This is a genomic window from Marinobacterium ramblicola (assembly GCF_019084545.1).
GTDB lineage: Bacteria > Pseudomonadota > Gammaproteobacteria > Pseudomonadales > Balneatricaceae > Marinobacterium_D > Marinobacterium_D ramblicola.
The window spans coordinates 98,833-112,228 of record NZ_JAHREP010000002.1; the positions used below are offsets into that span (position 1 = coordinate 98,833).

At 60.6% G+C, this 13,396-nt stretch carries 9 protein-coding genes and 2 tRNA genes; 7 read left to right on the forward strand and 4 right to left on the reverse strand.

Features of this window, described 5'->3' with window-relative positions; genetic code table 11:
- Positions 1-143: 143 nt before the first annotated feature.
- The 6 genes from queA (at position 144) to rnr (ending at position 8,223) form a co-directional block, all read left to right on the forward strand.
- The gene (queA, locus tag KQ940_RS01710) at positions 144-1,187 is read left to right on the forward strand and encodes a tRNA preQ1(34) S-adenosylmethionine ribosyltransferase-isomerase QueA (protein WP_217411060.1); all 1,044 of its coding nucleotides are present in this window, start codon (positions 144-146) and stop codon (positions 1,185-1,187) included.
- Between the two features lie 50 nt (positions 1,188-1,237).
- Positions 1,238-2,356 (forward strand): tRNA guanosine(34) transglycosylase Tgt, encoded by a 1,119-nt coding sequence (tgt, locus tag KQ940_RS01715; RefSeq protein ID WP_217411307.1) that lies wholly within the window; start codon positions 1,238-1,240, stop codon positions 2,354-2,356.
- A 60-nt stretch (positions 2,357-2,416) separates the two neighbouring features.
- Positions 2,417-2,755 carry a preprotein translocase subunit YajC gene (gene yajC, locus KQ940_RS01720; protein ID WP_036184595.1) on the forward strand — a complete coding sequence of 113 codons (339 nt, stop codon included), beginning with the start codon at positions 2,417-2,419 and terminating at the stop codon, positions 2,753-2,755.
- Positions 2,756-2,820: 65 nt separating this feature from the next.
- Positions 2,821-4,674 carry a protein translocase subunit SecD gene (secD, locus tag KQ940_RS01725; protein ID WP_217411062.1) on the forward strand — a complete coding sequence of 618 codons (1,854 nt, stop codon included), beginning with the start codon at positions 2,821-2,823 and terminating at the stop codon, positions 4,672-4,674.
- Between the two features lie 11 nt (positions 4,675-4,685).
- On the forward strand, positions 4,686-5,609 hold the full coding sequence (secF, locus tag KQ940_RS01730) for a protein translocase subunit SecF (protein ID WP_217411064.1): 924 nt from the start codon (positions 4,686-4,688) through the stop codon (positions 5,607-5,609).
- A gap of 160 nt (positions 5,610-5,769) precedes the next feature.
- Positions 5,770-8,223, forward strand: coding sequence for a ribonuclease R (rnr, locus tag KQ940_RS01735; RefSeq protein WP_217411066.1), 2,454 nt, complete (start codon positions 5,770-5,772; stop codon positions 8,221-8,223).
- On the opposite strand, the gene KQ940_RS01740 is transcribed toward rnr, so the two are convergent.
- Complete coding sequence (locus tag KQ940_RS01740) at positions 8,220-9,548, reverse strand: bifunctional DedA family/phosphatase PAP2 family protein (protein ID WP_217411068.1); 1,329 nt, start codon at positions 9,546-9,548, stop codon at positions 8,220-8,222. The two genes, rnr and KQ940_RS01740, sit on opposite strands and share 4 nt — an antisense overlap.
- 180 nt (positions 9,549-9,728) lie before the next feature.
- Here KQ940_RS01740 and serB point away from each other — a divergent pair, with 180 nt between their 5' ends.
- Positions 9,729-10,946, forward strand: a complete 1,218-nt coding sequence (serB, locus tag KQ940_RS01745) for a phosphoserine phosphatase SerB (RefSeq protein ID WP_217411070.1) — start codon at positions 9,729-9,731, stop codon at positions 10,944-10,946.
- A gap of 53 nt (positions 10,947-10,999) precedes the next feature.
- On the opposite strand, the gene KQ940_RS01750 is transcribed toward serB, so the two are convergent.
- The 3 genes from KQ940_RS01750 to KQ940_RS01760 form a co-directional block, all read right to left on the reverse strand.
- A complete protein-coding gene (locus KQ940_RS01750; RefSeq protein WP_217411072.1) occupies positions 11,000-13,123 on the reverse strand; it encodes an EAL domain-containing protein in 2,124 nt (707 codons plus the stop codon).
- A 95-nt stretch (positions 13,124-13,218) separates the two neighbouring features.
- Positions 13,219-13,293: transfer RNA gene (locus KQ940_RS01755), tRNA-Gln, on the reverse strand.
- Between the two features lie 21 nt (positions 13,294-13,314).
- A tRNA-Met gene (locus tag KQ940_RS01760) sits at positions 13,315-13,391 on the reverse strand.
- Between the last annotated feature and the right edge of the window lie 5 nt (positions 13,392-13,396).

Consider the following 13,396-nt stretch of genomic DNA (forward strand, 5'->3'; position numbering starts at 1 on the left):
GACGCAGATAATGCCGACCGGTGCCCGATCTATGTCTATCGCAACAAAAGCGGACTTATCCTGAAGTCAGGGACCGCGGGACTGCGAAAAAGCTGATTATCTGGTAAACTTCGCGCCCCTTTAAAACGATTTCTCCCCGCTCAATGCAAGTAAAAGACTTCTATTTCGAACTGCCCGATGAGCTGATCGCGCGTTACCCGCTGGAGCAGCGCAGTGCCAGTCGTCTGCTCTGTGTCGACGGCAATAGCGGCGAACTTCAGCATCGGGTGTTCAGCGATATCCTCGAACTGCTTGAACCCGGCGATCTGCTGGTGTTCAACGATACCCGCGTAATCCCGGCACGGTTGTTCGGTCAGAAGGCGAGCGGCGGCAAGGTCGAGCTGCTGATCGAGCGGGTCACCGGTGAGCACGAGGCGCTGGCGCATCTGCGTTCCAGCCGTTCACCCAAGCCCGGCGCACGCCTGCTGTTGGAGGGCGGGCTGGAAGCTGTGGTGACCGGTCGCCGGGAGAATCTGTTCGAGCTTCGCTTCGAGATCGAGGGCCATCTGGTCGAGGCGCTGGAGCGGTATGGCCACATGCCGCTGCCGCCCTATATGAAGCGCGAGGATCAGTCCTCCGACCGCGAACGCTACCAGACCGTATACAACCGCAAACCGGGCGCCGTGGCGGCACCCACGGCGGGCCTGCATTTCGATCAACCGCTGCTGCAGGCGCTGGCCGACAGGGGGATCGAAACCGCGTTCGTAACGTTGCATGTGGGTGCCGGAACCTTCCAGCCGGTCAAGGTGGAGCGGATCGAGGATCACCATATGCACGCCGAGTATATCGAGGTGCCGGAGGCGGTCTGTGATGCGGTCAAAGCGACGCGTGCCCGTGGTAACCGGGTGGTGGCGGTGGGCACCACCAGCGTACGCTGCCTGGAGAGTGCCAGCCGCAGCGGCGAGATCGCGCCGATGTACGGCGATACCGATATCTTTATCTTCCCCGGCTATCAATTCCGCACGGTTGACGCGCTGATTACCAATTTTCATCTGCCGGAGTCCACGCTGCTGATGCTGGTCAGCGCGTTCGCCGGTTACGACCATATGATGCATGCATACCGGGAGGCGGTGGCCGAACGCTACCGTTTCTTCAGTTACGGCGATGCGATGTTCCTGACCCGCCGTGATACGCAGGAGACCGAATGAGCGACAACTCTCACAACAGTGGCGGCTCTGATAGCAGCCGTGAATGCTTTATGAACTTCGAGCTGCTCGGCAGTGAAGGAAAGGCGCGCAGAGGCCGCCTGACCTTTCCTCGTGGCGTGGTGGAGACTCCGGCGTTCATGCCGGTGGGCACCTACGGTACGGTCAAGGGGATGCTGCCGCGTGATATCGAGGCTATAGGTGCGCAGATCATCCTCGGCAACACCTTTCACCTGATGCTGCGTCCGGGCACCGAGATCATCGCCCAGCACGGCGATCTGCACGACTTCATGCAGTGGCAGGGGCCGATCCTGACCGACTCGGGCGGATTCCAGGTGTTCAGCCTGGGCAAGATGCGCAAGATTACCGAGGAGGGGGTCTCCTTCCAGTCGCCGGTGGATGGTTCCAAGGTGTTCCTGAGCCCTGAGCGTTCGATGGAGGTTCAGCGTGCGCTGGGCTCCGATATCGTGATGATCTTCGACGAGTGTACGCCGCACCCGGCCACCGAGGTGGAGGCGGCGCAGTCGATGCGGCTGTCGCTGCGCTGGGCCAAGCGCTCCAAAGAGGCGCATGGCGACAGCCCTTCGGCGCTGTTCGGCATCGTCCAAGGCGGCATGTACGAGCATCTGCGCGATGAGTCGCTGGAGGGGCTGACCGAGATCGGCTTCGACGGCTACGCCATCGGCGGCCTGTCGGTAGGTGAGCCGAAGGAGGATATGATGCGTATCCTCGATCATCTGGCGCACAAGATGCCGGAGGACCGGCCGCGCTACCTGATGGGCGTGGGCAAGCCGGAGGATCTGGTCGAAGGCGTGCGGCGCGGTGTGGATATGTTCGACTGCGTGATGCCGACCCGTAACGCCCGCAACGGTTTCCTGTTCACTACCACCGGTGTGGTCAAGATCCGTAACTCGGCCAATAAAACCGATACCCGACCGCTGGACGACACATGCCAGTGCTATACCTGTCAGCACTTCAGCCGGGCCTATCTGCACCACCTGGACAAGTGTGGCGAGATCCTCGGCGCACAGCTCAATACCATCCACAATCTGCACTATTATCAGCAGTTGATGGCCGGTTTGCGCGGTGCACTTGAACAGGGTAAATTGAGCCACTTTGTGGAGGAGTTCTATGCCCTGCGCGGGCTGGAAGTTCCTCCGCTCGAGGGTTGAAAAACAGATCCTTAGGCCTCACATACAGATTTCAACGTCAGTTATCAGGAGAACGCTTTAATGAGCTTCCTTATCGCCACCGCCCAAGCCGCTGAAGGAGCACCTGCAGCAGGTCAGATGGATCCGGGTTTTTTCAACATTATCTTCCTGGTCGGATTCGGTCTGATCTTCTACTTCTTCATGTGGCGTCCGCAGGCCAAGCGCGCCAAGGCGCACAAGGCGCTGATCGGTGGTCTGGCCAAGGGTGACGAAGTGATCACCGCCGGCGGCATTATCGGCAAGGTGACACGTCTGAACGAAGAGTACGTCGTGCTGGAAGTGGCCGAAGGTACCGAGATGAAGTTCCAGAAAGCCCACGTCGCGGCTGAACTGCCCAAGGGCACGATCAAGAGTATCTGATCGAACCCATCCCCAGCGCCACTGCCCAGTCAGTGGCGCTTTCGTTTTGCTGAGGACGGAGCCCGATGCTCAACCGCTATCCACTCTGGAAAAACCTGCTGATCATCTGCGTATTGTTGGTGGCCGGGCTCTACGCCGCGCCCAACCTCTACCCCGAAGATTATGCCGTACAGGTGTCCGGCACCCGCGAGGCCTATACCGTCGATTCGGTACTGATGAACCGCCTCGAACAGGATCTGACCCAGGCGGGTGTAGCCTTCAAGTCCGCTGAGCTGAATGAAGGTACCGGCCAGATCCGCTTCGCCGATAGCGACGCGCAGCTGCGGGCCAAGGATCTGATCAGCAAAACACTGGGAACCAATTACGTGGTGGCACTGAATCTGGCCGCCACTACGCCCGACTGGCTGACCTCGGTCGGTGCCGGACCGATGAAGCTGGGCCTGGACCTGCGCGGCGGTGTGCACTTCCTGCTCGAAGTGGACATGGCCCAGGCGGTGGGGCAGCGGCTGGACGTCTATGTCAGCGATATCAAGACCAAGCTACGCGAAGAGCGTCTACGCTATCGCGAGGTGGAGCATCTGGAGGACGGTCGCCTGTCGGTACGCTTCGCCGATGCTCAGGTACGGGATCAGGCGCAGGAGCTGCTGCGCACGAACTTCCCTGAGTTCCTGGTCGATACGGCGGACGAGGGGGGTGATAACTTCCTCTATATCAACCTGACCGAGCAGACGATCCGCGAGATCGAGGATTATGCGGTCAAACAGAACCTGACCACCCTGCGTAACCGTGTCAACGAACTGGGTGTCGCCGAGCCGCTGGTGCAGCGTCAGGGACGCAATCGTATCGTGGTGCAGCTGCCCGGGATTCAGGACGCGGCGGCGGCCAAGCGTATCATCGGCAAGACTGCGAACCTGGAGTTCCGTCTTGAGGCGAAGCCCGATGCCAGTCGCGTGACCACTGAAACCTATGATTTCCGTAACGAGCCGGGCCGCAAGGCGACGCTGGAGAAGGATATCATCATCACCGGTTCCAACGTGGCCAATGCCCAGGCCTCGTTCGATGAGAACGGCCAGCCGCAGGTGAATATCACCCTCGACGGCAAGGGCGGTCAGATGATGAGTCGGGTCACCCGCAATGCGATCCAGCGTCGCATGGCGGTACTGTTCGTCGAGCACAAATCGCGCATCGTGCAGCAGAGCGTCGATGGCGAAAATGTAGAGAAGCGCATCCCCTATACCGAGAAGGGGATCATCTCGCTGGCGACGATCCAGAGTACGCTGGGCAACTCCTTCCGTATTACCGGCCTGGATAGCTCGCAGGAGTCCTCCGAGCTGGCACTGCTGCTGCGTGCCGGTGCTCTGGCGGCGCCGATCTACTTCGTCGAGGAGCGCACCGTCGGTCCGAGCATGGGTGCGGAGAATATCGCCATGGGGGTGACCTCGGTGCAGATCGGCTTCGCGCTGGTGCTGGCGTTCATGCTGCTCTACTACCGGGTATTCGGGCTGCTGGCGAATATCGCGCTGACCCTGAACCTGGTGCTGCTGGTATCGGTGATGTCGATCCTGTCGGCCACCCTGACCCTGCCCGGTATCGCCGGTATCGTGCTCACCGTCGGTATGGCGGTAGACGCCAACGTGCTGATCTTCGAGCGCATCAAGGAGGAGCTGAAAAACGGCCTGCCGCCGCAGTCTGCCATTCACGCCGGTTTCGGGCGTGCCTACGCGACCATCCTCGATGCCAACATCACCACCCTGTTGGCGGCAGTGATCCTGTTCGCGATGGGAACGGGGCCGGTCAAGGGCTTTGCCGTGACCCTGTCGGTGGGGATCCTGACCTCCATGTTCACGGCGATTCTCGTCACCCGCGGCCTGGTCAACCTGGTCTATGGCGGGCGTAAGCTGAATAAACTGGCGCTTTGAGGGGCGGGATAATGGCCAATACACAGAAAATCTACAACTTCATGGGGCCGCGCAAGCTGATGGCGGCCTTCTCGTTGACGCTGCTGCTGATCTCCGTGGTGTCGCTGGCGATCAATGGTCTCAAGTTCGGTCTCGACTTTACCGGCGGCAGCCTGGTCGAGATCGGCTACGAGCAGCCGGCTGATCTAGGCTCGATCCGCGCCTCGCTGGAGAGCGCCGGCTACGAGGATGTCACCGTGCAGACCTTCGGTGCCGCCACCGATGTGTTGATCCGCCTCGGTGAAACCCACGATCCACAGCTGGGCGACAATATCCTGCAGCGGTTGCAGGCCGCGGAGGGCGAGCAGACGCTGACGTTGCGGCGCAACGAGTTCGTCGGCTCCCAGGTCGGCGAAGAGCTGCGTGAGCAGGGCGGCCTCGGCATGTTGCTGGCACTGGCGATGATCATGATCTACCTGGCGTTCCGCTTCCAGATCAAGTTCTCCCTGGGGGCCGTGCTGGCGCTGGTGCACGACGTGGTGATCGTGCTTGGCCTGTTCTCGCTGCTGCAGATGGAGTTCGATCTGACCGTGCTGGCGGCGATCCTGGCGGTGATCGGTTACTCGCTCAACGACACCATCGTGGTCTATGACCGTATCCGCGAGAACTTCCGCATCATGCGCAAGGGCGATGCGATCGAGATCATGAACAGCTCGTTGAGCCAGACCCTGAGCCGTACGCTGATGACCTCGTTCACCACCATTCTGGTGTTGATCGCGTTGGCGATCTTCGGCGGCAGCACCATTCATGGCTTCGCGATTGCGCTGCTGGCCGGTATCGGCATCGGTACCTACTCGTCGATCTACGTGGCGGCAAACCTGCTGCTGCTGCTGAAGGTCAGCCGCGATGATCTTATTCCACCGCCGAAAGAGGATGTGGTGGACGAAATGCCCTGATATCGAGTGGAAAAGCCGGCTTTTGCCGGCTTTTTTACGTCTGGGATGGGGATTGTGTAGGCGTAGAGGCGATCAGCCGCTATCCTAGAAAAATTGAATAATGACCCTGACGGTACGGTGCGAATATGGTTGCCCGAGCCTTGGTCCAGATGGAAGACGAATGAGTACTAGTTGGAAAGATAAAGACCCCAATGCCCAGGAAGAGGCGCAGAAATACGATAACCCTGTCCCGAGCCGGGAGTTCCTGCTTGAGTTCCTGCACAAGTGGGGCGCCCCGATCAAACACCCTCACCTCTGCCGTGAGCTGGGGCTGCACGACGAAGACGATATCGAAGCGGTGCGCCGCCGCCTGATCGCCATGTGCCGCGACGGCCAGCTGATCTCCAACCGTAAGGGGGAGTTCGGCCTGATCGAGAAGATGAACCTTATTGCCGGTCGTGTCATCGGCCACCGCGACGGTTTCGGCTTCCTCAAGCCGGATGCCGGGGGCGATGACCTGTTTCTGAGCCCACGCAATATGCGTGAGCTGTTCGATGGCGACCGTGCCCTGGTGCAGGAGATCGGCGTCGACTTCAAGGGGCGTCGCGAGGGCAAGGTGGTCGAGGTTCTCGAGCACAACACCCGCAAACTGGTGGGGCGCTTCGACGGCGAGAACGGCTTCGGCAGCATCGTCCCGGAAAACCAGCGCATCACCAACCAGGTGATGGTGATCCCCGATCCAAGTACCGGCTTGAAATATGAGAATGGACAGCTGGTGGTGGTCGAACTGATCCAGCAGCCAAGCCGTCGCCAGCCTGCCCGTGGTCGGGTGATCGAGGTGCTCGGCGAGCATCTGGCTCCGGGGATGGAGATCAAGGTCGCGATCCACAGCTACGATATCCCCAACGAGTGGCCCGACAAGGTGCATCAGCAGATCGGTGAGCTGAGCCCCGAGGTGCGTGAGGAGGACAAGCGCAATCGTGTCGATCTGCGCGATCTACCCTTCGTCACCATCGATGGCGAGGATGCCCGTGATTTCGACGATGCGGTCTACTGCGAGAAGAAACGCTTCGGCGGCTGGCGCCTGTGGGTCGCCATCGCCGACGTCTCCTACTATGTGCGCCCCGACTCGGCGCTGGATCAGGAGGCTATCAAGCGCGGCAACTCGGTCTATTTCCCCGAATACGTGGTGCCGATGCTGCCTGAGCTGCTCTCCAACGGCCTCTGTTCGCTGAATCCGAAGGTGGATCGACTGGCGATGGTCTGCGAGATGCACCTGACCCGCGCCGGAAAGTTGTCGGACTTCAACTTCTACGAGGCCGTGATCAACTCCAAGGCGCGCCTGACCTACACCAAGGTCGGTGCCATGCTGACCGAGCCGGACAGCGAAGAGGGCGCCGCCTGGCGACGGGAATACGCGAACGTGGTGCCGCATCTGGAGCAGCTCCACGCGCTGTACAAGAAGCTGCGCGCCGCCCGCGAAGAGCGCGGCGCGATGGATTTCGACACCACCGAGACCCGCATCCTGTTCAGCGACGAGCGCAAGATCGAGCGCCTGGTCCCGGTGCATCGCAACGACGCCCACAAGCTGATCGAGGAGTGCATGCTGGCGGCCAACGTGGCCACGGCTCAGTTCCTGCAGAAGCTGAAGCGGCCGGCGCTGTATCGTATCCACGAGGGGCCGAAAGAGCAGAAGCTGGAAAACCTGCGTGCGTTTCTCGGCGAGCTGGGCTTGAACCTGCCCGGCGGCGACAAGCCGGAACCGAAGGACTATCTGCGCCTGTCGGAGACGATCGAGGGGCGGCCGGATCGCCACATCATCGAGACGATGATGCTCAGGTCGATGCAGCAGGCAGTCTACAGCCCGGACAACCAGGGCCACTTCGGCCTGGCCTACGATGCCTACACCCACTTCACCTCGCCGATCCGCCGCTATCCGGATCTGCTGGTCCACCGCATCATCCGTGCTGCCATCCACAGCGACAAGAAGATCAAGAATGTCGAGCGCCCCAAGGGCTTTACGCCCAACCCGGCGTTCGCGGTCGGCTACGGCATGGAGCAGATGCTGGCGCTGGGCGAACACTGCTCGATGACCGAGCGCCGCGCCGACGAGGCCACTCGTGACGTGGTGGCCTGGCTCAAGTGCGAGTATATGCAGAGCCAGATCGGCGAAGAGTACGACGGCGTGATCTCGGCGGTAACCGGTTTCGGTGCCTTTATCGAGCTGGTCGATCTCTATGTCGAGGGGCTGATCCATATCACCGGCCTGCCCAGCGACTACTACCACTTCGAGGCTGCCAAGCAGCGGCTGATCGGCGAGCGTACACGCAAGGTGTTCAAGCTTGGCGATCCACTCAAGGTGCGCGTGGTGCGGGTCGATCTGGATGAGCGCAAGATCGATTTCGAGCTTGCCAGTTCGCCAGCCGGCGAACCGACCAAAAAGCCGAGCAAGCGCGAGTTGCTGGCTGCCGGTAAGATCGGCCCAGGTGCCGAGCGTCGGGACGAGTCGCCGCGCACAGGCAAGGCGCGGGCACGGGTCTCGGGTGAGGATGAACCCAAGCGCAAGACCGCCAAACGCAAGGCGGCGCATAAGCCCAAGCATCCCCCCCGCGCGCGGCGGCGTAAAACCGATTAAATCAGCGTGCGGACAAGGGTGTAGAACATTGCAGCACCGAGCAGCAGTGCCAGTATAGGTGCTGCTGCAACAGGCTGTGTCGACGGATGGCGGATCAGCCAGTAACGGTACAGCGCCGCCACCGCTATCCCCTCCAGCGTGCCTGCCACTATATCCAGCGGCCAGTGTACGCCCAAGAGCGTGCGCGAGAGCGCTATCAGCAGCACCAATCCCAGCACGGTCATATAGCCGGCGTGGCGTACGGGGTGGCTCTGTCCCTGCAGCAGCCAGATTGCAACGAGAGCGTAAAAGGCGCTGGCAGCACTGGCGTGGCCGCTGGGGAAGCTATAGCTGGTTAATAGGGTTTGTCCAGCCTCCGGTCGCGCGACGGCCAGTGTCTGTTTCAGCAGGTGGTTGAGTAACAGAACGCTGCCGACCCCGAGTGCTACGCCCCAGCCTGCCCGCTGGCGATAGCGGAGGTGGCCAACCGCACCGCAGGTGATCGCCAGTACCATCACCAGGGGCGGGTCGCCCAGATGCGTGACCAGAGTACTCAGCGTCGGTATCTCCCGGCCGAGCTCGTACAGCAGGCCATAGAGATGAGCGTTGGCTTCGGCGAAACGGCCGGAGAGTTGGGCGGCGATGCAGAACAGAAACAGCAGGGCGCTGCCGCTCAGCAGCAGCATGATACCCATGCGCTGGGGGTCGATATGGCGCCGTTGCAACCAGTCCCAGAGGCTGGCTTCTGGGCGTAGACGGATATGAAGCTGCTGGAAGGCGATGATCAATGCAAAGAGTAGAATCAGCAGCTCCAGCACAGGGCTTTGCAGCAGGGGTAACTGTTGTGCGCCCATGCCGGCCAGATAGCCCGGCAGCAGATAGGCAGGTGACCAGGCGACTGCGGAGAACAGGTTGTAAAGGCTGAAGCGCAGTGGCGACATCCGGCAACTGCCGGCGACGAAGGGGATCAGCGGGCGAAAGGGGCCGATGAAGCGGCCGATCACCACGCTGAGACCACCATAGCGGTGGAAAAAGGTCATCCCGCGTGTGCGCCATTGTGGATGCTGTCGCAGCGGCCAGCGCTGTTCCAGCCAAGGGCTGGCGAACCGGCCGAGCAGGAAGCTGGACTGGTCGCCGACGATGGCGCCGACGAAACCGGCGACCAGCAGTGGGTGGAGCGGTATGGCTTGGCTGCCTGCGAGAGCCGATAGGGCGAACAGCAGGGCGATACCGGGTACCGTGATACCGACGAAGGCGACACTTTCCAGGCAGGCGATGATGCCCACCAAAAGCGGCAGCAGGTTGGGGTGGGTGTTGATGAAATCGAGCCAGAACGCTTCGGTCACGGTGCTTGCATCAATGCTTCATGGTTCACTGACTATACTGGATTTGCACCGGGACTGCGCTGTCTTGAGGAACAGGGTATAATTTTGCCGCTTTTCTCTGAACGACCCTCGTTGGTCATTTTCAGTGGCTGACACTTTTCACGGCGATCAAGTCTACAGCGACGGACGGATCTTTACGCGATGCACGAAATTATTCTGCTCACCCTTACCGGCGAAGACAAGCCGGGCGTTACTTCTGCCATGACCGGCATCCTGGCCAATTACGAGATCGCCATTCTCGATATAGGTCAGGCGGTTATCCACAACACCCTGTCGCTCGGCATGTTGATCCAGGTGCCGCTGGAGGCGGAATCCTCGCCATTGCTGCGCGATATTCTGTTCAAGGCGCATGAGTTGAATCTACAGGTACGTTTCGAGCCGGTCGCTGGCGCAGACTACGATCACTGGGTCGAGGGGCAGGGCAAGTCGCGCCATATCATTACTCTGCTGGCCCGGCGCATCAGCGCTGCCCATATTGCCAGGGTGACCGACATTGCCGCGCGGCACGGGCTGAATATCGATAACATCAGCCGCTTGTCCGGGCGCGTGGCGCTGGATTCGACTGTAGATTCCGGTACCAAGTCCTGTGTTGAGTTCTCTGTGCGCGGTATGCCGGCCGATGCGTCGGAGCTGCGTGAGGCATTTCTGAAGGCGGCATCCGAACTGGATGTGGATATCGCGTTCCAGAAGGACGACATCTACCGACGCAACCGCCGCTTGGTGGTGTTCGACATGGATTCCACCTTGATCGAGGCTGAGGTGATCGACGAGCTGGCCAAGGAGGCGGGCGTCGGCGACCAGGTGGTGGCGATTACCGAAGCGGCGATGCGTGGCGAGATCGATTTCAATGAGAGTTTCAAACGTCGAGTGGCGCTGCTCAAGGGGCTGGATGCCGCTGTGCTTGAGCGTATTGCCGAGCGGCTGCCGATGACCGAAGGGGTGGAGGAGCTGGTCTCCAACCTGAAGTCGCTCGGCTTCAAGACCGCCATCCTCTCCGGCGGCTTCACCTATTTCGCGCGCCATCTGCAGCAGAAGCTCGGCTTCGATTATATCCATGCCAACGAGCTGGATATCAAGGACGGCAAAGTGACCGGCGAAGTGATCGGTACGGTGGTCAACGGCGAGCGCAAGGCGCAACTGCTGCGTGAGATTGCCGCCAAGGAGGGGGTGTGTTTGGAGCAGTGTATCGCGGTCGGTGATGGGGCCAATGATCTGCCGATGCTGTCGATTGCCGGCCTCGGGATCGCGTTCCGCGCCAAGCCTCTGGTGCGACGCAGTGCCAAGCAGGCGATCTCTACCCTGGGGCTCGACGGCATTCTATACCTGATCGGCTTCCGTGACCGTGACCGGGCTGTTTAAGCCCTGCTCCTGATAGCAAAACGCCGGCTGAATCGCCGGCGTTTTGCTGTTGGCTAGCGCTCTTCGAAGTAGTCGTAATCCATCGTCTCGCGCGGTGGCTGCAGGTAGTAGCCCTGGATCCGCTGGATGCCGCAGCGGAACAGTTTGCTGATCACGCGTGTGTTTTCCACCAGCGGTGCGATCACGATAAGGCCATGGCTCAGCGTCGGCTCCAGTTGCTCCTGCAGCGCTTTGATGCTGAGATCGCCGCTCTCCAGATCCTGTATATAGGCGCCGTCGAGTTTGAGGTAGTTGGCGTTGACCTCGGCGAATACGCGGTGGGAGTTGGGTGAGCTGCCAAAATGCTTGATGCAGAGGTTGCACTCCATGGCGCGCACCTTGTCGGCAAACTGCTTGGCATACTCCAGCTCGGTGGCAGCATCGGTTTCGCTGATCTGGAATACCAGCAGGTCCGGCGGTATATGCAGCTCCTCCAGCTGGCTGGCGAACCAGGTCAGCAGTGAGCGACTGCGCAGGGTGCGGCCGGCGATATTGATGAACAAGCGGTTGCGGTGGCCCTTGTCCAGCTCCTCGCGCAGCAGTTGCAGCGAGCGTTCCAGCACCCAGCGATCCATCTTGACCATCACCTCGCTCTGCTCGACTTCGGTCAGGAAGATGTTGGGAGTCAGTGCATCGTCGTTATGATCCAGCATGCGGATCAGCACCTCGTATTCGTGCACCTCCTCCTCTTCACCCAGGGACACCACGGGCTGAAACAGCATCTTCAAGCGACTGTCGGTGATCGCATTGAGTATGCGCTTGATCGCATCCTCGTCCTGCTGCGGGTGAATCGGTTTCTGGACATGGAACAGGGCGCAGCCATTGCCGTCGACCAGCTCGTCAGCCGCTTTGTGCGCACGCTGAATCAGCTCGCTGGCCGGTGGTGAGCTGTCGTTGATGGTCACGATGCCGACGGAACAGGTACTGGACAGGGTGCTCTGCTCGTAGGGGACCTTCAGCTCACCGATCTGACGGAACAGTTTGCGGCCGATCTTCTGGGCATTCTCGGCGTCGGCATGCTGAAACAGGACGATAAAGCTGTCGTCCTCGAAACGGCATACCAGGTGGGGCTCGGTGAACGCCTTTTCGAGTCGGCTGGCGATCGATTTTAGTAGCGTATTGGCCGCCTCCCCGCCCAGCTCGGCCAGCAGGTGGCGATATTGATCCAGGCGAACGTAGAGCAGATGAGCGTCATGACCGCCAGAGAGTGCCCGCTGTGCCGTCTCATCCAGGCGCTGCATCAGGAAGGTGCCGTTTTTGAGTCCGGTCAGTGCATCTTCGTCCCGGTGCTCGGCGCTGTCGAGGAACAGTTCATTATCGGGGTGGATCGTCATCGACAGGCTGATATGGCCAAGGAAGCGACAGGTCTGCAGCTGCACCTCGGCGCTGAAACTGCTGCTATCGGAGCGGACGATCCGCAAGCCCAGCCTGAGGTCGACCGGCTCATTCTGCTCGAAATGAGCGGACAGCTTCTCGTGTACCTCACCGCGCTGTTCCGGGATCAACAGTTGATCGAGCGTGGTGCCCTGCAGCTGCGATGCGCGCTCGTACCCCAGCAGCTCAACCAGGCTGTCGTTGGCGAATTCGAGCTTGGCGTTGTGCAGGTAGCCGATGGCGCTGCGGGAGCTGACTACCTGTTCGTGGACATGGCGCTCGGTGATCTCAAGCATGGTTTCGGTCTGGCGCAGGCGGCGACGGGTATCCAGCGCTTGAAGCTGCTGATGTACCACGTGCAGCAGAAGCTCGCCCGGGCGCTCCGGCAAAAGCGCCTGGATCCCCTCCTTGAAGGCGCGCAGCTGTGCCGCTTCGGAGGTGTCGGCGCTGAGCTCGATCACCGGCACATCCTTATCCTGATGGTGCAGTAACTGGACGACGGCCTGGGGGTTGAGCTCAGGATTGGTGTGCGTGCTGCATAGCAGTAGATCCCAGGAGCGCTGGCTCAGTATCTGCGAGAGCTCTTCGCGGTTTTCGATGCGGCGGCCGCGGGGAGAGAGTCGGCCGGTGCGTATCAAGGACAGCAGCGGGTCAACTTCGTGGCTTTCGAAACCGACAAAAATGATATTGATCGTACTGCGTTTGTGTGTACCGGCTGCGAGTCTGTCAAACGCGCCATAGGCCGATTCTGATGCAGTTATCATGGTCCTGGGTGACTCCGGTGCTTCTCAATCCTGGCGTACATACTAACCCGACATAAAGCCGATGTCAGGATGAAGTGGGCTGCTTGGATGAGAATTGGCAGGGGTAGTAGGATTCGAACCTACGCATACTGGAATCAGAATCCAGTGCCTTACCGCTTGGCGATACCCCTGTAGCATTCCGCTGTGGGAAATGGTGGCAATAGCGGGACTCGAACCTGCGACCCACGCATTATGAATGCGTTGCTCTAACCAACTGAGCTATATTGCCACACT